This window comes from Chitinophaga rhizophila (assembly GCF_019492185.1).
GTDB classification, from domain to species: Bacteria; Bacteroidota; Bacteroidia; order Chitinophagales; family Chitinophagaceae; genus Chitinophaga; species Chitinophaga rhizophila.
Genome location: NZ_JAICCF010000001.1, coordinates 83,018 through 105,790 on the forward strand (window position 1 = coordinate 83,018; position 22,773 = coordinate 105,790).

The following is a 22,773-nucleotide window of genomic DNA, read 5'->3' on the forward strand; positions in this document are numbered from 1 at the left end:
CGCGCCAGTTCTACAATTGATGTGTGTTGTTCACATCCCGCTGTCCGATCAAGACAAGTATGTATTATAATCGCCATGGCATGATTTTCCAACTGCATGAATAACCTGTCTATCCCTCACCCCGGACGTTCAACCTTTTTTACTTACTTAAACAAAAAACATATGAAGGCAGCTGTATTTCATAAAATAGGTGACATCAGTGTAGATACTGTCGAAGACCCAAGAATTGAACACGCAGAAGACGTAATTGTCAAAGTCACTTCCACTGCTATATGCGGCTCTGATCTTCATATTTATGACGGATTCTTTCCGCAACTGAAAGACCAGGTAATGGGACATGAGTTCATGGGCATTATCGAAGAAGTTGGCTCTGGTGTGCATAAGCTGAAGAAAGGCGACCGCGTCGTCGTACCCTTCCCTATCGCATGCGGTAGTTGCTACTTCTGTAATCACCAGTTACCTGTCCATTGCGAAAACAGTAATAAAGAACATTACGGCCCCCAGGGTGATCTTACTTCAGGTAAAGGCGGCGGATTGTTCGGGTATACTGACCTTTATGGCGCTTATGCCGGCGGACAGGCAGAATATGCCCGTGTACCTTTCGCCAACTTCGGCCCGCGTGTCGTACCCGATAGCCTGACAGACGAACAGGTTCTATTCCTCACCGACATCTTCCCTACGGGATGGTCTGCTATTGACTGGGCGCAACTGAAAGGTGGAGAAACAGTGGCCATCTTCGGCTCAGGCCCTGTAGGACTGATGGCGCAGAAAGCTGCCTGGATCAATGGTGCAGGAAGAGTTATTGCAATTGACCCTGTACAATACCGGCTGGACATGGCCAGGAATACTAACAGGGTAGAAACTATCAATTCAGCAGAGTCGGACGCTGTACAGGCTATCTATGACCTCACGCAAGGCAGAGGTGCAGACGTGTGTGTAGATGCAGTAGGTATGGAAGCTGACCGCAGTTTCCTGGAGAAAGTTAAAGCTACCATCAATGTAGAAAAAGGTACTTCAAAAGTACTGGAAAACTGCTTCAAAGCGGTGCGCCGTGGCGGTACTGTCAGCGTAGTCGGTGTATATGGAAGCCCTTATGATAACTTCCCTGTTCACCGCATATTCGATAAAGGTATCACCATCAAATCAGGACAGGCTCCTGTACATAGCTATATAGACCACCTGATAGAACTGGTAACCACCGGCCGCGTTACACTGGACGACATCATTACGCATAAACTGCCTTTGTCCGCAGCCAGGAATGCCTACGACATCTTCAAAAAGAAAGAAGATGGTTGTGTGAAAGTGATACTTAATCCTTAAAATACCGGAAAGCCGCTTAACAGTAAGCGGCTTTCTTACACAGCATACCATTACCCATCATTATCCATCCGCCCTGGTATAACTCATACCGTCGGGCACACTAATTGATCTTCCTACGCGAACCAAACTCCAAAAGAAATGATAAAGAGAGACGGAGCACAGACCAGCTTATGGCAGGGAAATATTCAGTCATATATCCCGACAGGCAAAGCAGACAGACATGCTAAATACGATGTAGTCATCATAGGCGGCGGTATTACAGGCGTTACCACCGGACTGCTATTGCAGGAAGCAGGCAAAAAATGTCTGCTGGTAGAGGCAGAAGAACTTGGATTTGGTACTACCGGCGGCACCACCGCTCATCTGAATACACTACTCGACACTCCTTACTATGTTATTGCACAGAACTTTGGGGAGGAGCATGCAAAGCATGTGGCGCAGGCTACTGCTGAGGCCCTCAATCTTATCCGCAGTAATGTAACCAGGTTTAATATAGATTGTGGCTTCCAGGAAGCTTCGGCTTACCTCTACGCCCAGGATGCCGATCAGGAGAAAGAACTGGAGAAGATCCGGAAATCGGCTGAAGATGCTGGCCTCAACATCGGCTATGTACAGGAAATTCCTGTGAATATGCATTATACAAAGGCAATACGCGCTGCCGGACAAGCAAAATTCAATCCGCTGGAATATATTCAGGGAATTGCACAAGCTTTTGAAGCTGCAGGTGGCGTCATACTCCAACAAACACGTGTGATTAACGTAACGGAAGACGACTCTATGAAAGTGGCTACTACTGCCGGTATCTTTAGTACTACAGACGTAGTGTATGCCACACATATTCCTCCGGGTATCAACCTGCTGCACCTGCGCTGTGCGCCATACAGAAGTTATGCAATGGCGGTTACGCTTGAAGATGAAGCCTACCCATATGACCTCAGCTACGACCTGTACGACCCTTACCACTATTATCGTACGCAGATTGTGAACGGTCAGTACTACCTCATAGCTGGCGGGGAGGATCATAAAACAGGTACGCAGGAAAATACAGACCAATGCTTCCGCCAACTGGAAGCACATGTGAGAAAACACTTTAAAGTGAAAGAAGTTGCTTACAAATGGTCTTCTCAATACTACGAGCCTACCGACGGCCTCCCATACATCGGATACCTGCCAGGTTATGAAGACCACGTATTCGTGGCCTCCGGCTTCGGTGGAAATGGTATGACCTACGGTACCGTATCAGCTCAATTGCTGAAATGTATTATCATGAAAGAGACGCCTGTGCTCGAAAAACTGTTTGACCCTAACAGGATTAAACCCGTAGCCGGCTTCACCAACTTCGTGACGCATAATACAGATGTTATCAAAGAATTTTTCGGAAAGCTCTTTTCGGCTGACGAACTGAAGCAACTGGCCGACCTGGCCCCCGGCGAAGGCAAACTGGTTACCTACCGCGACAGGAAGGTGGCCCTGTACAGAAATGAAGAAGGTAAGCTGCATGCACTGAATCCAACCTGTACACACATGAAATGTGATGTGAAATGGAATCAGTCAGAACGCTCCTGGGATTGCCCATGCCACGGTGCAAGATATAACTACGATGGCAAGGTGATTACCGGTCCTGCGGATGCAGACCTCGAAGGATTAGCCCTGTCATAAGCGAAAAACGGTAAACGATATGAATTACGGATATGATATTGATACAATAAATAATATTTCAGCATTACTTCAAAAGAAACAGGAAACCCTGGCGGTTGCAGAAAGTGTTACTGCCGGACAATTACAAATGGCCTTTTCCCTGGCTGAAGGAGCCACCCAGATATTCCAAGGTGGCATCACAGCCTATAACATCGGTCAGAAAGCCAGGCACCTGCTGATTGACCCGGTACATGCAGGTAATTGTAACTGCGTGTCTGATAAGGTAGCAGGACAGATGGCTGTAGCCGTCGGTAAAATGTTCTCCGCCGACTGGGGCATCGCTATCACCGGGTATGCTTCGCCCGTTCCGGAAGAGAATATCCAGGAACTATTTGCAGACTACGCCATATACCATCGTGACCAGTGTATCAAATCTGAGCGTATCTCTGCTCCGCAGCTGGACGTGTTGACCGTCAGATTACATTTTACTAATACATTACTGCAGAAATTCTATGAAGCCTGCAGGCAGATCAATATATAGGCCGGTGGCATGGAATAATCTTTGTGCCCCAACTACTAAACTTGTCTTATGAAAAAGATGTCCATTGATAAAGAGATTATGCAGATTGATTACACGCAGGAAGGTATTCCTGAATCAGTGAAGAACTTTCAGCCCTCCGTATATCGTGATGGCGATGTATACCATTGTATACTGGGTACAGAAAAGGAAACAGGCGTCTTCGGCAGTGGTAAGTCTGTTGATGAAGCTTTCAGCGAATGGGATAAAGCTTACCAGGATAAGAAATCAAGATAACTAAAAAGGTCAGTCCGCACAAACGGACTGACCACATTTTATTCGCCGAATTATTGAGATTACTCAAGGTGTACCTTCTGTCATATTATCATTGTCGGCTCCTCCCCTGCTATAAGTATTATTCTCCTCGTCTTCTGCCCCGATATCTTCATTATCATCATCAAGTTCTGCGCCAGGAACATCCAGGTCTCTTCCTGAAGTCTCTTCACCGAAACTACCTTCATTAAGCGGGTCTCCATCTTCATCTGTACTATCCAACGACGCTCTTCTGAGATTCTCGGCATCTTCCTCTCCCGGAGTAATATTAGCACTGGCATCAAGATCGCGGCGCTCTTCATCAGTTACGTCTGCGTCATTCTCCAGGTCATCATCCTCTTCATCATCCAGTATGCCTTTTCCTTCCTCGTCATCAGAAGATATAGTAGTGTCTGCCAACTCACCTAGTGGCATTACCTGAATATGTTCCTGTCCGGGAATATCCGATACATCAGGCAGTTCCATATTTATTTCTTCGGGTTGCATTTTCTGTTCATCCTGCGGACTGTCCTGCAGGTCCATTTGTTCTGCGCTGCTTCTTACGCGCGTAAATGCTTTTTCCATATCAAAACATTTTAGTTTTTATTGCCTTCATCCCGGGTACCTTTTCCCGTCTGAAGTACCAGATAAGTAATGATGCCAATGATTACGATTATGAGTGCTAATAATGGTATGAGCATAACTGAATCATTTTACAGATAGTATTACAAATAATCTGCCATGCCGAAAAATGCCTTCGCCCGTCAATCGGGGAACCTACTACTTTTTGGGTATGCAGGCAGGTATAAATATCCGGATGTCATGATTTAATTTTGCGTCGGCAAAAGAAACTGCAGAATGGCACTATACTTAGTAAGGAACTTTTAGAAAGACCTGGCTTATTTATCCCAACCCGACTTAAGCAACACCGCAACAAATTTACTCGCCAGCTGTCTGGCGAACAGGAAGAAGCATGAGACTTACACCCACTAAACAATTAACCGAAGAACAGGTGAACGCAGGCATGCGTCTGGTCACCAATGATGGATTAGCAGTAGAAACAATGGTTGTGCTGACAGGTGGTACTTTCCTGACAGCACTCGCGCTAAAACTGGGCGCGTCCAATTTTCAAATAGGCCTGCTCGCCGCATTACCAACATTAACAAACATCTTCCAGCTATTTGCCATCTGGCTGGCGCAGCGTTACAACAACCGGCGCGTGATTACGGTTGTATGTACCGCTCTTGCAAGATGTCCGCTGATAGTGATCGGACTAATGCCTTTTCTCTTCTCAGCAGGCACTACTATTCAGACACTGATATTTTTATTATTCTTCCACTACCTATTTGGTTCTTTTGCCGGAGCTACATGGAATGCGTGGATGAAAGACCTCTTACCAGGTGAAAAACTGGGGAATTTTTATGCCCAGCGAACCCGGCTTACACAGATACTGAATGTGACGCTTAGTCTGACGATATCCCTCCTGATAGACCGGGTAAAAACCCAGTTCCCGGAGTATGAAACGCTGTCCCTGACCATACTCTTCCTCGCTGGAAGTGTAGCAGGGTTGTCCAGCCTGTATCTACTGATACGCACTCCTGAACCACTGGCCACGGTGCAACCATCCAATATCCTCAAACAGTACGTGTTACCTTTGCGTGACCGCAATTTCAGAAAGCTGTTGTTCTTCAATGGCAGCTGGATCTTTGCGATGAATCTGGCCACTCCTTTCCTGACTGTATACATGCTGAAGACAATGGGCTTGTCAGTATTCATGATTACAGTACTGGCGGTCATTGCACAGCTGAGCGGAATCCTGTTTGTGCGTGTGTGGGGCCGGTATTCTGACAGATATAGCAATAAAACCGTCATACTGATCTGCGCACCTTTATACATTGCCGGCATGCTTGCCTGGGCATTCACAGCAGTCTCCTCTTCGATGCATTTCAACCTGGTACTGCTGGCTGTCATTAATATCCTGACGGGCATAGCCAATTCAGGTATCAATCTTTCTCTGAATAATCTGGGTATTAAACTCGCTCCTTCGGGACATGCCATGGTGTATCTTTCTGCGAAGAATATGCTCATCGCATTATGCTCTGCCGCAGCGCCATTATTAGGCGGTATGCTTGCAGACTTCTTCGCCACCCATCAGCTCACATGGATGATGGAGTGGAAAAGCCCGGAAGGTGTGGCTGATGTTCACTTACTCAGCCTGCAATCCTGGAATTTCTTCTTCGTAATGAGTGCAATTATTGCGATGTTCTCTATCCGCTTGCTAAGAAACGTAGAAGAGAATGGGGAAGAAAAGAAAAGTATTGTATTGGGAGAAATGTTGTTGTCTTTTAAAACACGCCTGATCCGCGTACCAGCTGTAATCACCAAAAGAATCAAAAACAGATAATATCAAAAGCGTAAAAATAGCAGCTTCAACTCTTTTATAAGATCACCTACAGAGGTTGTCTTCTGGATACACTGGAAGGCACCTCTGTCTATCGCTTCCTGGCGCAGACCATAGTCTATATATGTTGAATACATGACTACCGGAATGTGGCTGAGCGCATTGTTCTTCTTCAGTTCTTCCAGGCACATTAAACCATCGTGTCCCGGCATGTTGTAGTCTAGTAAAATAAGGTCGGGAAGATTGCCACTGAGATACCGGAAAGCCATTTCTGCTCCCTTTGCCCAATTGCAGGTACTATCAGTACCGGTCATGGCAACTGCCTCATTGAGGATACTGATTTCATCAGCGTCATCATCAATTAATAAGATAGACTTCATGTTATGTTGTTTAGAAGTGGAAAAATAACACAGGGATATCAGCTATTGATTCATGATTGGATTTGGGGATAAACACTTCTAACAATGAAAGGAAAGTACATCGTTGTACCGAGACCTGAACAAGCTGTGTAACAGAAATGGTTGAATCCGTCAGAATAGTAGTTAAATATAAGTAAAATATTGGTAGCGGCCAAATCAATTCCTTCCCTTGCAGGGTATAAATCCTGCAATAAAAATCCTCCTTTTCGCCTCCAACCAGGCTAATGATGATCCCTATAATTTGTCTAAAATGTCGTATCATTGGAAAGAGCAGCCGACAACTTCCGGCGGAAGCGACCATTTTAAAAACGGTAACCCGGTAATATACATTGACATTCAGACCATTAGATTATGTTGATCCAGAGAGGCAAAATTGAGTTAAACAGAGAAGACACACAATATCAGGCAGGCTTCTGTATGCTGCAGGCCGAATTACCCGACCTGGTTAACAGGTTGCATATACTGCATGAAGAGGAACGGAATTATTACGACACTTTAAGGTTTGATAAAAGAAAACACAGCTACCTGCTAGGCCGCGTGTCTGCCAAAAAAGCCATCGGCGCACTTGCAGCATATGAGGACCTCGAAAAGATCGCCATCTCCTCCGGCATCTTCCAGTTCCCGATCGTTAAATACAGTGTTACCCGCAATCTCCAGGTATGTATTACCCATTGCGAGAACCTCGGCATTGCCATCTCTTATCCGGAAGCACACCCGCTGGGAATAGATATTGAGCAGACAGACAAGGCCAATACAGCCGTTATTAAAGAGCAGCTGACTGCCGACGAACAAGGCCTGCTGCAAACAGTTACCCTGCCGGAAAAGGTCTCTACTACCATGATATGGACCATGAAAGAAGCCTTGTCCAAAGTGCTCAAGACAGGCCTGACAATGGACCTGAAGTTACTTGAAATCCAGTCGCTGGTGAAAGTCAGTGATACCGTATTTACCAGCCAGTTTAAACACCTGATACAATATCAGGCAATATCCTGCTTATCAGGCTCTTACGCTTGCTCAGTCGTTATTCCCCGTAAGACAAAGGCCGACCTTTCACCGCTTTGGGACGCCTTTGAACAACTGGTTATCAAAGCGGAATAAGCTGCCCCAGCAGGAAAGATCCAACATCTTGTTTTCCTACCATAAAAACTGCCGCCTGACGATCCTCAGCGAGCAACCAGCTGCGCCTCCTCCTTGCGGGGCTTATCATCGCATTTCCTGATGGCCTTCTTTTCATCTGAACGGCAATCCTCTATGGCATCAATAGGACACTAAAAGGGCACTTCAATATCGCCGGGATATTGAAGTGCCCTTTTGGTGTGCTTTAAACGAAGGGATAACACCGAATCTCCACCCTGATCAGACAGGGTTTTATACCTGTTGGCAGGATCATTATAGATAAGATGTTCCTATTCCGGTGCGGCAACTGCGCACGGACCATATGGTTTGGGAAAAAAGAAATTAATGGAAGGCAGATCAGTGTAATACCCTTGTTGCCGGCTACAGCAACAATGTGTCTATTCTATGCGCCTGCACCAATTGCACCTGGTCTGACCAGGAAAACACAGTAAAGTACCCGTCCTGGGAAGCCACTAACGCGATAGCGTCCCGCTGATCATATACAAACTGTGCTGCAGACAGATGGCGGGTACCGCCTATAGCTGATGGGTGCATCAGTTCGGGTGTACCACCGATGACTGGCTCGATCATCACTACCTTATCCACACTACGGCTGGACCAGGGGGCACGGGTGATCTTAGCCCCGAAAGTGATCATTTCATGCCTGTCATTGATAACAGACGCGCCGTCAACCGCCGTAAGTCCGGTAATATTATCTACCTCCCGGCGCATGGCATTCTGCCAGAATATCTCGGTGACCTTGCCTTTGTCCTGACGTACCAGGTCTGATACGCCCGAAAACGCCGGTGATATAGGATAAGTAAGCGGGTGGATAATAGATTCTTTCCACCGTTCGCTATCGTGAGGTACAATCAGCAGGATGCCACCCCGTTTATGTGCCCGCATGGACACTGCTATCTGTATTTGGACGTTTACAGGGTCATTCCATACGGCTGAGGAGGTCAATCCGAGCAGGGAAGTCACTATCTCAGGACTATCCGGCAGTAACCCGCAGGACTCGTCTACAATCTTTACCTGGTCTCCTTTGAGTACGGCAACGTTGGCAAACTTGCCTAATCCGACACTACGGCGGTGTTTCACCACCAGCAGTCCGGGTTCGGATACATCCAGCACGAAACAGAAGTTGGGCAGTTTCAGTGTAGTACCCCATATATATAAGTTATCACCCTCAAACCATACGCCTACATGTACACCAGCCCGTTCCACGCCGGGAGCCAGTTTGGTAAGTACGCGTACGTCAAATGGGAGTTTCTGACCGAACTTGAGTGGTTTTCCTGCCTGGCACGGGTTCAGGAATGCCAGGGATATACGGGTAGGTATCCCTTCCTCGCGGCGTAAGCTGGCCCAGAAGGCTACGTCCAGCATCTTCTCTATAAACTTTGCATGAGGAACAGTGGCCAGGTCCTCTTCACCGCTAACTGCGGCAATAGCCAGGTGCTTGGAGAAATGGTTTTCTATCTGGTCGGCCACCTTTGCGGCAGCCTGATAGGTAGAGTCGAGAGTCAAATCCATAGCTTGTGAATTAGCGCCAAGTGTCTATTCAAAATTAACCTTTTATTCCGTCGGAGGCGACCCGGTACTGAGGGTATTCCATGACGTTTACATCGATCACGGCAGATGCGTTGTGTAACAGCTGCTTACAATCATCACTCAGATGTCTGAGATGCAATGTCTTACCTGCCTCCTTATATCTTGCAGTCAGTTTATTCAGGGCTTCTATGCCTGACATATCAGCCACCCGGCTTTCGCGGAAGTCAATCACCACTTCTGCCGGATCGGCAGCTACGTCAAACTTCTCATTGAACGCGGTAACAGAACCGAAGAACAGCGGACCGAAGATCTCATAGTGTTTCACTCCTGCCTCGTCTACATGCTTCCGGGCTCTGATGCGGGTAGCGCTTTCCCAGGCAAAAACCAGCGCCGACAGGATGACGCCTATCAATACCGCCAGTGCCAGGTTATGCAGCCAGATGGTGATCAAAGCGACCAGTATACCGACTATCACGTCAGGCCGTGGCATCTTGTTGATAATCCGGAAGCTGCTCCATTCAAAGGTTCCTATAGATACCATGATCATCACACCTACCAGCGCCGCCATCGGAACGCGTTCAATAACAGGTGCTCCAAAGAGGATAACGATCAGAATGGTCATCGCAGCAATAATACCAGAGAGGCGTGCGCGGGATCCGGCGGACAAATTCACAAACGTCTGCGCTATCATAGCGCAACCACCCATACCGGAGAAGACCCCATTCAACATATTGGCGCTTCCCTGGGCAATACACTCCCGGTTACTATTTCCTTTGTTACCGACCATTTCATCTACCAGGTTGAGCGTAAGCAGACTTTCCGTCAGCCCAACACCCGCCATGATCAGTGCATAGGGAAAGATGATTCCCAGGGTAGCCAGATTGAAAGGAACGGAAGGCAGGTGGAATGGAGGAAATCCGCCGCTTACCGATGCAATGTCCCTGACCGTTCTGGTATCTATACCGAAGCCCAATACCAGCAGGAATACAATGATAATAGCTACCAGGGATGCCGGCACAGCCTTCGTCAGTTTGGGAAACACAAGCACAATAGCTACGGTAAGTGCTACCAACCCCAGCATAATATACAACGGACTGCCAGACATCCAGGTGTGTGCGCCATCTGCACCGATTACCTTAAATTGCTCCAGCTGAGAGGTGAAGATGATGACGGCCAGGCCATTTACAAAACCATACATTACAGGTTGTGGTACCAGTCTGATAAACTTTCCTAGTTTAAACACACCTACGGATATCTGTAACATACCCGCCAGTACCACCGCGGCAAATACGTAGTCTATACCGTGGGACTGCATTAATGCGATGAGTACCACCACGGTAGCGCCTGCCCCACCGGATACCATACCCGGCCGACCGCCAAGAATAGCGGTTACCAATCCCATGATAAATGCTGCGTATAAGCCTACCAGCGGAGGGAAACCTCCCAGGATGGCGAAAGAGAGCGATTCAGGCATCATAGTCATTGCGACCGTGAGGCCCGCCAGTATTTCGTTCTTATAATTAACTCTTTGTCTGAAGTCAAAAAGGTTGAGTAGTCCGGCCATAATTTAAAATGAGCGCAAAGCTATTCATTTTATACCCTAAAAACTACCGCTTATGCCGGTGGTGTACATTTTATGACATTTGTTTACATCTACACTGTAATAAATCTGACCTTAGATACAGCTTTAAGACAGGATATGGATATGGTTCTTAGAAGGAATGCCCTGACCCCTGGCATTCCTTTCTTTCTTATTTAAAGATCTTAAATGCCTGTAGAAATTCGTCAATGTACCGGCGGCTGAAGAACAGGGTTTCTCCATCTCTGAAGAATATTTCGTTATTGAGCGTGTTAATCTTAGTCACCTCTTTGACGTTCACGATATAGTTACGATGTACGCGGCAGAACTGTACCTGCGGTAGTTGGGCATGCAGGTCTTTCAGTGACTGCTGGATGACAAACTTCTCCCCTGCACATACCACCTTACTATACTTCCCGTCTACCTCTATGTACCTGATATCGTCGAAGGCGATCCGCTGTAGCAGGTTCCCTTTTTTGATAAATAACGTATCAGATACAGGAGCTACTGCCTGCGCCGGCGGGGTGGCTGATTCCTGCCTGAATTTTGACAGTGCCAGTTCTATGGCATATTCCAGTTCAAGCGGATTGTAAGGTTTCAGCAGATAATTGTAGGGCGAGGTGAACTTGGCCAGCCGGAAGGTGGTACTGTCAGCGGCGCTGGTCAGGAAGATGAAGGGACGTTTCTGTTCTCTGTGTTCGTTGATAGTTTCAGCAAAGAGAATCCCGTCTGGTTTGTCAGCCAGGTAAATGTCAATCAGGCAAATGTCAGGCAGCGCAGCATCATAGGCTGCAACGGCGTCTTTAAGGTTAGTTGTGATCCTGATGTCGGCGCATCCCAGCTGGCGTAAGAAGCCTTCCAGGAAATCTGCTTCGGCAGGGCTATCTTCCAGGATCAGCACTTTCAGTTGCGTCATAGTGTTCTTTTAACGGCAGGCAAACCACAATGCGGGTACCGGCACCAACGCTGCCGGTGATACGTAAGGAGCCGCCATTCTTTTCGGTCATTGCTTTTACCAGCCATAAACCCAGGCCGGTGCTTTTGGTTCCGGTAGTATCGTGTTGTATTCTTTTTGTATCTCTTTTATGAATAGCCTGGATAATCTTTTCGTCCATACCTATGCCGGTGTCCTGTACAGCGATCTCACAGCGACTATCCACGATATGTCCTGTAATGGTAATGGATCCGTTGGCGTGCGTATATTTAATAGCGTTATCGATGAGGTTACGGAAGATAATCTTGATGGTATTCATATCTCCGTAGAAATAAAGTCCTTTTGGCACTTCATTATTGATGGCGATGCGCTTCAAGGCGGCACCGGCATTGAAGTCATAGGCTACCTGTGCCACTATCATACTGGCGTCATGTTGCGCTGCCTGCAGACTGAGCTGCCCTGTTTGTCCGAGGGACCAGTATAGCAGGTTATTCAGTAGTGCATAGGTATTATCAGAGATCTTTTCAATGTTTTCAGACAATGCAGTGGCTTCCCGGATCTTATTACGCGACAGCGCATCTTTCAGATAAGAGAGGTTTATTTTCAGGTGATGAACCGGAGAGCGGAGGTCGTGGGCCACAATAGAGAACAGCTGGTCTTTTGTTTCGTTCAGCAGTTCAAGTTTATCTTTCTGCTCAGCAATAATGCGCTTCTGCCTGTTGGTTTGCCGGTAGGCAAAGTAAATCAGTCCGGCGCAGGACAGGAAGAACAGCGACAGGACGAAGAAAGTATTACGTTGCCATTGCCTTCGTTTAGATTCGGCGGCCCGCAATTTATTCTCCTGTTGCAGTAATTGCATCTTTAATTCCTGCTGCTGGATGGCAATCTTCTTTTCCTGCTGTGCCAGTTCCCATATCTTATCCCTGTTGGCAATCTGCGCTTCCACATCCTCGTATTCTTTGCGGTATGCCAGGGCTTCTTTCAGGCGCCCTCTGCGCTCTTCCACGATGGCCATATTCAGGTATACCTTGCTGCGGATCTTCAGATCGCTGGCTTTCCTGGCCAGTGAGAGCGCGCGTTGCAGATAGTTCCACTCCTGCGGATACCTGAACTGCTGGTCGTACAACAAGGCAATATTAAGGTAAGAGTTCACGAGGGCAGTAGTGTCTTTCAGTGCAGCGGCAATGTCAATACTGTTGCTGAAGTTCTGCTCGGCCTCCTCAAGGCGCTCAAGGTGCAGCAGGCATACGCCGGTATTGTTCAATATCTTACGGGCAACTGCAGGGTCATAGAAGTGAAAGTACTTTCTTTTGACCAGATGAAGGTATTCCAGCGACTTGTTAAACTGGCCCTGTTCCAGGTAGATCTCTGCAATGTTAGGATAGATGTTAGCCTGTATATTGCTATCGAGAGAGGGTATAGCTACAAGCTTCAGGTATTCCGATAATGCTTCTTTATAAAAATCTTTAAAGTACAGGATTTTGGCTTTCAGGAAGCGGGTGGTAAGCAGGCGGGGTACAATGGCAGTACTGTCAGTGATAGCGGTAATGGTGGCTGCGTATTTAAAGCCATCGTCCAGGTTACCGCTATCTATAAAAGCAACGTGGCATTGATGGAAATACCGGGATACGACACTGTCCTGCCCTGCCGGCAGCTGAGCGCAGGTATGACACTGCTGCGCTATCAGCTGGCGGATGGCAGGCGGCAAATTAATTTTCTGTGCAGCCGCTTTGTTGGCGAAGCTGGTACAGCAAAACAATAAGATGGCAAGTTTGCAACACAGGTTTCTTAACATGGCGATCAGGTCTTCTCCACACTGGTAACGGTACCGTGCGTCGTTTCAGGATCGTCAATGATATAACGCACACGGATAGCCGGTAACTCACGACCTTCTACAAAATAGCGGAAGCTGATCTCCCACAGAGAGTAGGCGTAAATTTCAGGTTTGATTTCCGGCGTGTCGTAAATGATGTTGATCTCACGTACTTCGATCGGACCGTTTTCAATGTCAACAATACCCGCCTGTGAAATGTCCTCGTCCAGGTGCAGGTTACGGGCATGATCGGGCAGGTACAGGTGCATCCTGACATCATAGCAGTCGTAGAAGTCTGCAGACTTACGTAATGACACCAGGGGTGACATAGTTGTAAATTGTTCCATAATACCTGAAGCAAGTAGTCTTATGCTTTGGGTTTTGATTGTGGCCTGGGAAGGCGGCGTAACTTCAATGATACCGGGCGCTTTGCCGGTTACAGTGCGTCGTGTGTCCAAGGGATAAGGGTTTAGGTACCAAATATAAATAAATTATCATAATGAGAGCTGGCAAAGATTTTGTGCTTCACCAGCATATACAATATACATATGGCTTTTATAGATTATTACCAGATACTTGGAGTAGATAAAAAAGCCTCCGCAGATGACATTAAGAAGGCATACCGGAAGTTGGCCAGGAAGCATCATCCTGACATGAATCCCAATGATAAGGAGGCAAACATTAAGTTTCAGCAGATCAATGAAGCAAATGAAGTGTTAAGTGATCCTGAAAAGCGTAAGAAATATGACGCTTACGGAGAGCATTGGCAGCACGCAGACCAGTACGAACAGGCGAAACAACAGCGTGGTAACGCCGGTTACGGCGGACAAGGGTTTGAGGGTTTCGGCGGACAAGGGTTTGGCGGACAGGATTTTGGAGGCGACTTCTCAGAAGGCCAGTTCTCTGATTTCTTTGAGTCTCTCTTCGGTAACCGGGGCGGCGGCGGAGGCAGGAGCCGTAAATTCCGGGGCCAGGACTACAATGCAGAATTGCACGTCGGTTTGCGGGAGGCGTATACTACGCATCAGCATACCCTGAACGTGAATGGTAAGCAGGTCAGAATTACGGTACCCGCAGGTATTGCTAATGGACAGGTCATTAAGCTGAAAGGACACGGCGCACCCGGTGGCAACGGAGGTCCGAACGGAGACCTGTATATCACTTTTGTTATAGCAGATGATCCGGCATTTAAGAGAGTGGACAATGACGTGTACATGACTGTAGAACTGGACCTGTATACGGCCATTCTGGGCGGAGATATTACGATAGATACGCTGAGCGGAAAAGTAAAACTGAAGGTGAAACCGGAAACGCAGAATGGTACGAAAGTGAGGCTGAAAGGCAAGGGCTTTCCTGTATACAAACAGGATGGCGCATTCGGAGATCTGATTATCACCTATTCTATCCTGCTGCCGACCAATCTGACGGAAGCACAGAAGTCGTTATTCAGGCAGCTGGCTCAATCATCAAATTAAACTATTCGTTATGCAGGCGACATTGATAGCTATACAGCAATATTGCAGTGTTCATGAAATAGAATCTAATTTTGTAGACTCACTGGCCGACGAAGGACTGATAGCCATTACCGTTGTAGAAGGTAACAGCTTCGTGTCGGAAGAGCAACTACAGGATCTGGAACTGTATACCCGCTGGTACCATGAAATGGGTGTTAACACAGCCGGTATTGATGTGATCAGGCACCTCCTGGACAGGATCAGGCATATGCAGATGGAGATCAGCCACCTGCGGGCACGCCTTCATTTGTATGAAGGCCTGTAATACCAGTTGAACAGGCCTGATTATTGTATTCTGCAAACAAAAGATCATCAGTATGAATAAGTTTTTCAGAGCTATTATTGCCTTTTGGGGCGCAAAGAAATTTGGCGGTGGCTGCCTGGGTTCCATTGTGGTGTTTATCATTATCTATTGGGCATTGGGTCAATGCAATTAATTGATCAGGAATTAAGAATTAAGCATCAGTCAACCTGAAGATGGAACTGCTTAATACTTAATTCCTGATTCCTCCTTTATCTACGGCTTTGGCGCGGCATAACTTACACGCCATACCCGGTTGGTCCGGTCGTCTGTAATAAACATCGCGCCCGTCTGAGATACAGTAATACCTACTGGTCTTCCCCGCACAACACCTTTCACACTATCCTGCACAAACCCCGTCAGAAAGTCTTCCTGCGGTCCGGCAGGTTTTCCATTCTTAAAAGGAACAAAGATCACTTTATAGCCAGATACCGGCTTGCGGTTCCATGAACCATGCTGGGTAATAAACGCCCCGTTCCTGTACTTCTCCGGAAAACCGTTACGTGTGTAAAACACGAGTCCTAAAGAGGCGGTATGTGCATCCAGGGCTACGTCAGGAACGATGGCACTTTCAATAAGTCCCTTAGGAGCGTCAGGCACTCTGGGATCAGGGTGTTGGCCGAAGTAACTGTAAGGCCATCCGTAGAAACCTCCTTCTTTCACACTCGTGATATAATCAGGTACAAGGTCATTACCTAACTTATCGCGCTCGTTCACAGCTACCCACAGCGTATTGGTACCCGGAGCCCAGTCCATCCCTACAGGATTTCGTAGTCCGGAGGCATATACTTTCATATGGCTGCCATCGGTGTTCATCTCCAGGATACTGGCTTTATTTACTTCCTTATCCATTCCTTTTTCTCCATGGTCTGTACCACAGCCTACGGCGATGTAGAGCTTAGACCGGTCCTTGTTGGTAATGATATTTCTGGTCCAGTGCTGATTCACTTTTCCGGCCGGCAGATCAGCTACCTTCTCTCCCGCTGTACTAATACTGGTAGCTCCTTCAATATACCTGAAGCGTAGCAGCCCGTCAGTATTAGCCACATAAAAGCTATCGCCTGTCAGCAACATGCCGAACGGCTGATTCAGTCCTTTCAGGAATACCGTTTTTGTCTCGGGGATACCGTCGTGATCTGCATCGCGCAATAGTGTGATTCTGTCAGCGCTCTTTTTCATACTATTGGACCGGGTAGCCCCGACAATAGCAGCACCTATCTTTTTGAAGAACTTATAATGGGAATTAGATTCTGCTACCAGCAGGTCGCCGTTAGGCAGTTCGTATAGCCATCTGGGATTCTGTAGACCCTCGGCATATGGAGTTACCATAAAGCCTTCCGGCGCTACAGGCTTTTCATTGTCCTTCCAGCCTTTGACGTTGCTGTATTTCATGTAAGACTTTGTAGCGTGGGGCGGGGGCAATTCGGGGCCTTTTTCCTGCGCATACAGAGAGCAGGAAGCTCCCAGCAGAGAGAAGAAGAGGAATATTCTCATAACAATGACGTGTTTGCCGAAGGAAGAGCAAAACACATACCGGGAGGTGATCAGGCATCAGGAGTGGTATATTACAGCGTCGGTGGTCGCACAATAACAGCCACTCCTGATGCCTGCTGCTTAATTAATAATCTCCTTCTCAATGGCATTTCTCCATATTGCATACCCTTTGTCGTTCATATGCAGCATATCAGATACGAACAGCTCTTTTCTGGGCTTTCCGTCCTTATCCAGCATCAGGGAAAAGACATCGATGAACTTGATATGCTTTTCATGAGCGATGTAATCACGGATCAATGCATTGGCCGCTTTTGCAACGGGTATGTACTGCTCACGGCTGGGACTGGGTTTGATCGATATGTAGACAATTGGCGTAGTGGGCAGTTTACTTCTGATGAGTGTATACAGATTTTTAAACCGGTTAAAAACGGTATCTGCGGTCACGCCTCGTTCTACCAGATCGTTTTCTCCTACATATAGTACAATCTCACGTGGTTTATAAGGGAATATGATATCGTTCGCATAGTGAATGATATCATTGGTTACTGCGCCGCCTATACCTCGGTTCATTGCGGCCCGGGAGGCGAAGGTACGTTCCAGGTCTTCCCACTTACGGATAGAAGAGCTGCCGGTAAACAGAACAGGATTGGCGGGCGGCGTGTACATCTTATCATATTTCAGAATAGTAGTCACATCATCCTGGAAGCGCTGTGCGCAGGCTGTCAGACAAACCATCAGAGACAGTGCGCAGAAAGTTACTAGTTTTGTCATAAATATGGTGCTGGTTAAAAGTAATGATTATTTAATGGATCTGAAGGTGAGGCTCATCCTTCCGTTACCGGTAGCTGCCGCAGGCACTGCATGCAACCATTCCTGCTGCACCGCCTGAGTCATATAAATCAGGGAGCCGTTATACAACGGGAAATCAACCACTTCCGACGGACGGGCAATGTTCTTAAACCGGAGCAGCCTCGTTTCACCGACTGATACAATTGCAATACCCGTGCCTTCATGCAGAATATCCGTCTGATCTGCATGATATCCCATCTTTGCTTTCCCGTCAGGATAGTAGTTGATCAGGCAATTATTGGGTGTATAACCTATTGTTTCAGAGATGGCGCTGACAATCTCCTGCAATACAGGCGTAAATGCCTGGAATGGGTAACTTATCTGAGAATAGTTATACGCCACTCCGAAACTGGCGGTCTTCCGCGCAGTCATCCTTTCATCCCATAAGGTATTATCTTTCAGTGAACTAAATAAAAGATCCGGATCGGGTATAAACTGCTCTATGAACGTAATTCCTTCCATATGCCGGTAAATTTAGACAATCCATTCCTGATAGCATATCAATATTCACCTGGTAATGATATATGTTAGGACTCATGTAAGCTAGATTGTCTATATTTACAAACCAGGAAATTATGTTTACAATGGAAAGCTCAGAAACAAAAGGACAAGCAATTAAGGTAGTGATCATTGGCGGAGGATTTGCAGGTATCAATCTGGCAAGGAAATTACAGCGTGACAAGCGTTTTCGGATCACATTAGTAGACAAGAATAATTATAATTACTTCCCGCCCCTGATTTATCAGCTGGCGACCGGCTTCCTGGAAACATCCAGTATCTGTTACCCATTCCGTAAGCTGTTCAGAGACAAGCCTAATCTTAACTTTCACATGGGCGAATTTCAGCGGGTTGATCCTGTGACCCGTTCTGTCTTCCTGAATAACGGCGAACTTCAGTATGACTACCTGGTTTTCGCAACCGGCACTGAGACCAATTACTTTGGCAATGAAAATATAAAGAAGGACGCCATTCCGATGAAAACTGTGAATGACGCCCTGGAAATGCGTAACAGGCTGCTTAAAAGGCTGGAAGTCGCTTCTATTACCAAAGATCCCATCGAGAGAAAGAAACTGACCACCGTAGTGATCGCCGGCGGCGGCCCTACAGGGGTGGAAGTATCCGGGATGCTGGCAGAATTGAGGAAGTATGTTATCAGAAAAGATTACCCCGAACTGGAAGGTCAGGGCGGCGAAATATACCTGGTAAATGGAGGGGAAAGTCTGCTGGAACCGATGAGCCCCAAATCGCAGAAACATACCTTTGACGCTTTACGCCGACTGGGCGTGAAGATTAAACTAAAGACCAGGGTAAAGGATTTTGTTGATGACCAGGTCATTCTTAATAACGGCGAAACTATCCAGACAAAAACACTTATCTGGGCTGCCGGCGTAACGGCCAGTCTGCATGAAGGTATACCTATTGCCAGCACCGGCCCGGGCAGACGTATGATGACGGATGCATTTAACAGGGTGATCGGTGTAGACGACATTTATGCTATAGGCGATACCTGCCTTACCAAAACAGATAAGAACTTCCCTGAAGGTCATCCCCAACTGGCACAGGTCGCCCTGCAACAGGGCCGTAATCTGGCTAAAAACTTCTCTCTGATGGTAGATGATAAACCGCTGCGCCCGTTCAGTTATGTAGACAGAGGTAGTATGGCTATCATAGGTCGTAATAACGCAGTAGCAGATATACCATCGCCTAAACTGCACTTTAACGGCTTCATTGCCTGGGTAATGTGGTTATTTATACATGTGATGGCATTGATCAACTACCGCAATAAGCTGAAGACGATATACAACTGGACCGTCGCTTATTTCACCAGGGATCAGGCATTACGTATGATTATCAAGCCGATTCTGCGGCAACCAGATGTAAAGCCTGAACCGAAGGCTGTGGAACCAGTAGCGGTTAAATCTTCAACCTGACCTTTTTCTTCTCCATCCAACCGACCAGGAATATAACCAGGAAAGCTATAGCGATCGACCTGATCAGACCGGGCATGCCTTCACTCAGCCATGCCGGAAACTGAATACCCAGTAACATAAGCAATGAGTACAAAAGGTATGGAATAAGGTAACAGGTCAATGTGCTGGTGCCCGCAGGCCGTATCGCTTTGAACCAGTGCATCTTGCCCAGGATATCTACCAGCCATATCATCGTTACAAATACCAGTATACTGATTCCCGAACAGATCAGTACCCAGGCCGGTGTAGAGCGTATTTTGGATATGCCTTCGGTATAAGGCCGCAATACAAACCCCGCTACAATAGCCAGGACACCCAGACCAATAAACACCGGCAGTACCATTGATAATTTGCCTTTCCTGTCCATCAGCGTGTACAGGGAAGAGACCACCGCACCTGCCATAATCAGGGATACGGAAGAACCATCATTTATAAGCGGAATACTGATATCCAGCAACCGGGCATGCGTAAGTATATTAATCAGCAGAAAAACGGCCAGAATGAGCGTTATTCCGGTAAAATTGCCCTTCACCAGGAGGTACAACATCGCTGTTACCAGGTAAGCCCATCCTATAATACCCAGAATACCCCACCACGATGGCTGCATCCAATGCGGATCTTCAGGAGTTCCCCCTTTGTACAGGGCGGCCAGCGCCCCTAACAGCAAGATACCTGTTCCTATGAGGGTATACTTCTTACCGGCTTTCATCTCCGTGGGGTAATCCAGCCATACCAGGAAAAATCCGATGGTAATAAGCAGTTCCCATAACGCATATGGTAATGGCGCAGCGGCGCTATACCCTTCCAGGTTCACATGAAAGAATCCCATCACGATCAGTGCGAGTGAGCGTACCAGGATATGAGCGGCTATACTGGTAAAGGAATCATTCCTGGTAATGCGTTTGCCGATGGCAAATGGAATGGATAAACCGACAATAAACAAAAAAGCAGGAAATACGGTATCTGCGAAGCCCATACCATCGTCTTCAGCTTTCACATGGTCAATCCAGCCGGGAATGTTTTTCACTCCGCTTACGTCATTGACAAATATCATGGTGAGCATGGTCAGGGCACGGAAGGCATCTATGGATAACAGGCGTTGGGATGATTTTAGCATGCTATAAGGTATCAATATTTTTCCCATTTTTCAATAGCCCCTGCTGTTGCATGCGCAGGATTTTTAGCAGTACGCCATTTGTCCATCCGAAACCGTCCTGATTTGGATACTCTCCCCCACCTCCGGCCAGGGTAGTATCCTTCACATTGTACTTTTCCAGCAGTTTGCCTGTTTGCCTGAATACTCGGATATTCTGCTTTGACCAGCGGCCGGCAATCTCACCAGCCAGCGAGTCCTTGTGATAGGTAAGCAAACCTGATATGGCCATCCATTGCAGTGGGGCCCAGCCATTAGGTGCATCCCATTGCTCGCCCGTTTCTACTGGTGTGGATACGAGTCCGCCTGGATATAAGAACTCTTTTGTTAATACAGTGGTCATACTGTCTGCCTGCCCTTCCCTGGCAATGCCGAAAAAGAAAGGATACATACCTCCCAGGTGCAGCACAGGCGTCATTTTATCTTTCCTGAAGTCATAATCCCTGAAAAAGCCGGACTTCGCATCCCAGCAATAGCGCAGGATAGCATCTCTGCGTACACTGGCCGCAGATTCGTATTGCAATGACTTTACCGTATTACCTTTCATACTGTAGGCATCTGCAAGGGTCATTTCGAGGTTGTACAGCAGGCAATTAAGATCAACGGGGATAATATCTGTAATGTGAATGGTCTCCAGCGACTTTCCGTCTTCAAACCAGCGGCAGCTGTAATCCCAGCCCGATTCAGCACCGGTACGCAGCTCCCGGTATACGGCAGTATGACGGGGCGACTTTTCTGCCGTAGCAATATCCTCCCGCCAGGACTCTTCCCTTGGCCAGTCGCCTCTGTCCCAGTACCGGTTAAGTATAGCACTATCTTTCAATACGACCAGGTGACCATCTGTTTTGCCTTGTGCTGGCTTTTTCATCCAGAACTGGTACTCTTTTTCCAGCACGTCCAGGTAATGCGTCAGGATCTCCTGCTTATGTGTTTCCTTTGCTTCCACCAGTAGCTGTACCATCAGGGAGAAATAAGGCGGCTGTGAACGCGTAAGGTAGTAAGTCCGGTTACCATTAGGAATAAACCCATAGGTCCTGATGAGGTACGCGAAGTTCTTGATCATGCTTTCTATCAGGTCAGTTCTGCCGCTTTCTTTCAGTCCGAGCATAGTGAAATAGCTATCCCAGTAATATACCTCACGGAAACGCCCCCCCGGCACCACATATGCTTCAGGCAGAGCGATAAGAGACCCGCGGGCGTTTATCGTGTCAGGCATACGTGTCAGTACATTCCATAAAGATTCGATATGTGCTGTTACATCCTGTGTACTGTCAGTTACATAGCCGGAAGTAGCTGCTGCCGGTACATAAAAGTGAGCATGCACAAATTTGGAAAGATCAAAGCCGGGCGCAGTCTTTTCTTTTGCATATGCCTGGAGTACATCAGCGGGAGAAGTTTTAGGGGCACAATCAGCCAAGGTCTTACTGTCTGCAAATATCCTCGCATGCTGTACCTGTTCAAATAATCCGGGAAATTCCTGACGGGGTGAACGCTCTTTTACAACAACCTGATCCTGCTGTTTACAGGACATAATACCGGCTATCGCTCCGGCAATGAGCAAAAGTCTTCCATTCATATTTACGTGGTTTCTATATTAATCGCTACCTGTATTGTACTACCGGTTAATACGGTTCAGCAGGATAGCAAAAGATCGCATATTTTCACGGGTTGCATTGGCATCGTTCTCTGACTGTTCAAATAGCTGTCTGAGGTCCTCCATCTGCGTCAGCAGTACAGGCGATACGTTATACTTTTTCACGATATTGATCGCTTCGTCTACCTGTGGCTTCGCGTAGCTGTAAATCCTGAAGGTGTAAGGGGGGTCAAGAAAATAGGATTTAATCTCTGCCAGGCGTATGATATCCGAATTACTTATTTTCATAATTACACAT

The 22,773-nt window shown here is 47.2% G+C and carries 22 protein-coding genes; 9 read left to right on the top strand and 13 right to left on the bottom strand.

All coding sequences use genetic code 11. From position 1 onward, the window contains the following. Nucleotides 1-162 precede the first annotated feature (162 nt). From K1Y79_RS00345 to K1Y79_RS00360, 4 genes are all read left to right on the top strand, one after another. Nucleotides 163-1,320: a zinc-dependent alcohol dehydrogenase gene (locus K1Y79_RS00345; RefSeq protein WP_220248005.1), complete on the top strand. Its 1,158-nt coding sequence runs from the start codon at nt 163-165 to the stop codon at nt 1,318-1,320. A gap of 138 nt (nt 1,321-1,458) precedes the next feature. Beyond that, nucleotides 1,459-2,979, top strand: coding sequence for an FAD-dependent oxidoreductase (locus tag K1Y79_RS00350; protein WP_220248006.1), 1,521 nt, complete (start codon nt 1,459-1,461; stop codon nt 2,977-2,979). Between the two features lie 19 nt (nt 2,980-2,998). Then, a complete protein-coding gene (locus K1Y79_RS00355; RefSeq protein ID WP_220248007.1) occupies nt 2,999-3,499 on the top strand; it encodes a CinA family protein in 501 nt (166 codons plus the stop codon). A 48-nt stretch (nt 3,500-3,547) separates the two neighbouring features. Next, nucleotides 3,548-3,772, top strand: coding sequence for a hypothetical protein (locus K1Y79_RS00360; RefSeq protein ID WP_220248008.1), 225 nt, complete (start codon nt 3,548-3,550; stop codon nt 3,770-3,772). A gap of 63 nt (nt 3,773-3,835) precedes the next feature. Here the strand turns inward: K1Y79_RS00360 and K1Y79_RS00365 are convergent, their stop codons facing one another. Next, nucleotides 3,836-4,372: a hypothetical protein gene (locus K1Y79_RS00365; RefSeq protein WP_220248009.1), complete on the bottom strand. Its 537-nt coding sequence runs from the start codon at nt 4,370-4,372 to the stop codon at nt 3,836-3,838. A gap of 388 nt (nt 4,373-4,760) precedes the next feature. On the opposite strand from K1Y79_RS00365, the gene K1Y79_RS00370 reads away from it, so the two are divergent. Continuing rightward, complete coding sequence (locus K1Y79_RS00370; protein ID WP_220248010.1) at nt 4,761-6,191, top strand: MFS transporter; 1,431 nt, start codon at nt 4,761-4,763, stop codon at nt 6,189-6,191. 2 nt (nt 6,192-6,193) lie between these two features. Here K1Y79_RS00370 and K1Y79_RS00375 read toward each other — a convergent pair whose 3' ends face one another. After that, the gene (locus K1Y79_RS00375; RefSeq protein WP_220248011.1) at nt 6,194-6,568 is read right to left on the bottom strand and encodes a response regulator; all 375 of its coding nucleotides are present in this window, start codon (nt 6,566-6,568) and stop codon (nt 6,194-6,196) included. 390 nt (nt 6,569-6,958) lie between these two features. On the opposite strand from K1Y79_RS00375, the gene K1Y79_RS00380 reads away from it, so the two are divergent. Continuing rightward, complete coding sequence (locus K1Y79_RS00380; protein WP_220248012.1) at nt 6,959-7,705, top strand: 4'-phosphopantetheinyl transferase family protein; 747 nt, start codon at nt 6,959-6,961, stop codon at nt 7,703-7,705. Between the two features lie 399 nt (nt 7,706-8,104). Here the strand turns inward: K1Y79_RS00380 and K1Y79_RS00385 are convergent, their stop codons facing one another. The 5 genes from K1Y79_RS00385 to K1Y79_RS00405 all read right to left on the bottom strand — a co-directional run bounded on the left by K1Y79_RS00385 (nt 8,105) and on the right by K1Y79_RS00405 (nt 14,058). Continuing rightward, nucleotides 8,105-9,256, bottom strand: a complete 1,152-nt coding sequence (locus K1Y79_RS00385) for a putative sensor domain DACNV-containing protein (RefSeq protein WP_220248013.1) — start codon at nt 9,254-9,256, stop codon at nt 8,105-8,107. 34 nt (nt 9,257-9,290) lie between these two features. Then, nucleotides 9,291-10,838 (bottom strand): SulP family inorganic anion transporter, encoded by a 1,548-nt coding sequence (locus tag K1Y79_RS00390; protein WP_220248014.1) that lies wholly within the window; start codon nt 10,836-10,838, stop codon nt 9,291-9,293. Nucleotides 10,839-11,025: 187 nt separating this feature from the next. Next, the gene (locus K1Y79_RS00395; protein ID WP_220248015.1) at nt 11,026-11,769 is read right to left on the bottom strand and encodes a LytR/AlgR family response regulator transcription factor; all 744 of its coding nucleotides are present in this window, start codon (nt 11,767-11,769) and stop codon (nt 11,026-11,028) included. Continuing rightward, on the bottom strand, nt 11,735-13,582 hold the full coding sequence (locus K1Y79_RS00400; RefSeq protein WP_220248016.1) for a sensor histidine kinase: 1,848 nt from the start codon (nt 13,580-13,582) through the stop codon (nt 11,735-11,737). Before K1Y79_RS00400 ends, K1Y79_RS00395 begins: the two co-directional genes overlap by 35 nt. Nucleotides 13,583-13,587: 5 nt before the next feature. Continuing rightward, entirely contained in the window at nt 13,588-14,058 is a 471-nt protein-coding gene (locus tag K1Y79_RS00405; protein ID WP_220248017.1) for a hypothetical protein, read from the bottom strand. Between the two features lie 90 nt (nt 14,059-14,148). Here K1Y79_RS00405 and K1Y79_RS00410 point away from each other — a divergent pair, with 90 nt between their 5' ends. Then, nucleotides 14,149-15,075: a DnaJ C-terminal domain-containing protein gene (locus K1Y79_RS00410; RefSeq protein ID WP_220248018.1), complete on the top strand. Its 927-nt coding sequence runs from the start codon at nt 14,149-14,151 to the stop codon at nt 15,073-15,075. A 10-nt stretch (nt 15,076-15,085) separates the two neighbouring features. Further along, nucleotides 15,086-15,379, top strand: a complete 294-nt coding sequence (locus tag K1Y79_RS00415) for a chaperone modulator CbpM (RefSeq protein WP_220248019.1) — start codon at nt 15,086-15,088, stop codon at nt 15,377-15,379. A gap of 252 nt (nt 15,380-15,631) precedes the next feature. Here K1Y79_RS00415 and K1Y79_RS00420 read toward each other — a convergent pair whose 3' ends face one another. The 3 genes from K1Y79_RS00420 to K1Y79_RS00430 all read right to left on the bottom strand — a co-directional run bounded on the left by K1Y79_RS00420 (nt 15,632) and on the right by K1Y79_RS00430 (nt 18,220). Beyond that, nucleotides 15,632-16,909 carry a PQQ-dependent sugar dehydrogenase gene (locus K1Y79_RS00420; RefSeq protein ID WP_220248020.1) on the bottom strand — a complete coding sequence of 426 codons (1,278 nt, stop codon included), beginning with the start codon at nt 16,907-16,909 and terminating at the stop codon, nt 15,632-15,634. 120 nt (nt 16,910-17,029) lie between these two features. Beyond that, nucleotides 17,030-17,680, bottom strand: a complete 651-nt coding sequence (locus K1Y79_RS00425; RefSeq protein WP_220248021.1) for a GDSL-type esterase/lipase family protein — start codon at nt 17,678-17,680, stop codon at nt 17,030-17,032. Nucleotides 17,681-17,707: 27 nt separating this feature from the next. Then, nucleotides 17,708-18,220, bottom strand: coding sequence for an alpha-ketoglutarate-dependent dioxygenase AlkB (locus tag K1Y79_RS00430; protein ID WP_220248022.1), 513 nt, complete (start codon nt 18,218-18,220; stop codon nt 17,708-17,710). Between the two features lie 122 nt (nt 18,221-18,342). Between K1Y79_RS00430 and K1Y79_RS00435 the strand changes: the two genes are divergently transcribed. Continuing rightward, nucleotides 18,343-19,689, top strand: a complete 1,347-nt coding sequence (locus K1Y79_RS00435; protein WP_220248023.1) for an NAD(P)/FAD-dependent oxidoreductase — start codon at nt 18,343-18,345, stop codon at nt 19,687-19,689. Here the strand turns inward: K1Y79_RS00435 and K1Y79_RS00440 are convergent. From K1Y79_RS00440 to K1Y79_RS00450, 3 genes are read right to left on the bottom strand one after another with little or no spacing between them, the layout of a single operon-like run. Next, nucleotides 19,673-20,845 carry a DUF5009 domain-containing protein gene (locus tag K1Y79_RS00440; protein WP_220248024.1) on the bottom strand — a complete coding sequence of 391 codons (1,173 nt, stop codon included), beginning with the start codon at nt 20,843-20,845 and terminating at the stop codon, nt 19,673-19,675. The two genes, K1Y79_RS00435 and K1Y79_RS00440, sit on opposite strands and share 17 nt — an antisense overlap. A 1-nt stretch (nt 20,846) precedes the next feature. Further along, entirely contained in the window at nt 20,847-22,457 is a 1,611-nt protein-coding gene (treF, locus tag K1Y79_RS00445) for an alpha,alpha-trehalase TreF (RefSeq protein WP_220248025.1), read from the bottom strand. Between the two features lie 39 nt (nt 22,458-22,496). Then, on the bottom strand, nt 22,497-22,763 hold the full coding sequence (locus K1Y79_RS00450; RefSeq protein ID WP_220248026.1) for a hypothetical protein: 267 nt from the start codon (nt 22,761-22,763) through the stop codon (nt 22,497-22,499). Between the last annotated feature and the right edge of the window lie 10 nt (nt 22,764-22,773).

Bases quoted from the DNA above. Each gene is read 5' to 3' on its own strand.
- K1Y79_RS00375 (WP_220248011.1), bottom strand. From the start codon at position 6,568: ATGAAGTCTATCTTATTAATTGATGATGACGCTGATGAAATCAGTATC.
- K1Y79_RS00390 (WP_220248014.1), bottom strand. From the start codon at position 10,838: ATGGCCGGACTACTCAACCTTTTTGACTTCAGACAAAGAGTTAATTAT.
- K1Y79_RS00435 (WP_220248023.1), top strand. From the start codon at position 18,343: ATGGAAAGCTCAGAAACAAAAGGACAAGCAATTAAGGTAGTGATCATT.
- K1Y79_RS00380 (WP_220248012.1), top strand. From the start codon at position 6,959: ATGTTGATCCAGAGAGGCAAAATTGAGTTAAACAGAGAAGACACACAA.
- K1Y79_RS00420 (WP_220248020.1), bottom strand. From the start codon at position 16,909: ATGAGAATATTCCTCTTCTTCTCTCTGCTGGGAGCTTCCTGCTCTCTG.
- K1Y79_RS00350 (WP_220248006.1), top strand. From the start codon at position 1,459: ATGATAAAGAGAGACGGAGCACAGACCAGCTTATGGCAGGGAAATATT.
- K1Y79_RS00370 (WP_220248010.1), top strand. From the start codon at position 4,761: ATGAGACTTACACCCACTAAACAATTAACCGAAGAACAGGTGAACGCA.
- K1Y79_RS00395 (WP_220248015.1), bottom strand. From the start codon at position 11,769: ATGACGCAACTGAAAGTGCTGATCCTGGAAGATAGCCCTGCCGAAGCA.
- K1Y79_RS00365 (WP_220248009.1), bottom strand. From the start codon at position 4,372: ATGGAAAAAGCATTTACGCGCGTAAGAAGCAGCGCAGAACAAATGGAC.
- K1Y79_RS00385 (WP_220248013.1), bottom strand. From the start codon at position 9,256: ATGGATTTGACTCTCGACTCTACCTATCAGGCTGCCGCAAAGGTGGCC.
- treF (WP_220248025.1), bottom strand. From the start codon at position 22,457: ATGAATGGAAGACTTTTGCTCATTGCCGGAGCGATAGCCGGTATTATG.
- K1Y79_RS00440 (WP_220248024.1), bottom strand. From the start codon at position 20,845: ATGCTAAAATCATCCCAACGCCTGTTATCCATAGATGCCTTCCGTGCC.
- K1Y79_RS00410 (WP_220248018.1), top strand. From the start codon at position 14,149: ATGGCTTTTATAGATTATTACCAGATACTTGGAGTAGATAAAAAAGCC.
- K1Y79_RS00400 (WP_220248016.1), bottom strand. From the start codon at position 13,582: ATGTTAAGAAACCTGTGTTGCAAACTTGCCATCTTATTGTTTTGCTGT.
- K1Y79_RS00345 (WP_220248005.1), top strand. From the start codon at position 163: ATGAAGGCAGCTGTATTTCATAAAATAGGTGACATCAGTGTAGATACT.
- K1Y79_RS00415 (WP_220248019.1), top strand. From the start codon at position 15,086: ATGCAGGCGACATTGATAGCTATACAGCAATATTGCAGTGTTCATGAA.
- K1Y79_RS00355 (WP_220248007.1), top strand. From the start codon at position 2,999: ATGAATTACGGATATGATATTGATACAATAAATAATATTTCAGCATTA.
- K1Y79_RS00430 (WP_220248022.1), bottom strand. From the start codon at position 18,220: ATGGAAGGAATTACGTTCATAGAGCAGTTTATACCCGATCCGGATCTT.
- K1Y79_RS00360 (WP_220248008.1), top strand. From the start codon at position 3,548: ATGAAAAAGATGTCCATTGATAAAGAGATTATGCAGATTGATTACACG.
- K1Y79_RS00450 (WP_220248026.1), bottom strand. From the start codon at position 22,763: ATGAAAATAAGTAATTCGGATATCATACGCCTGGCAGAGATTAAATCC.
- K1Y79_RS00425 (WP_220248021.1), bottom strand. From the start codon at position 17,680: ATGACAAAACTAGTAACTTTCTGCGCACTGTCTCTGATGGTTTGTCTG.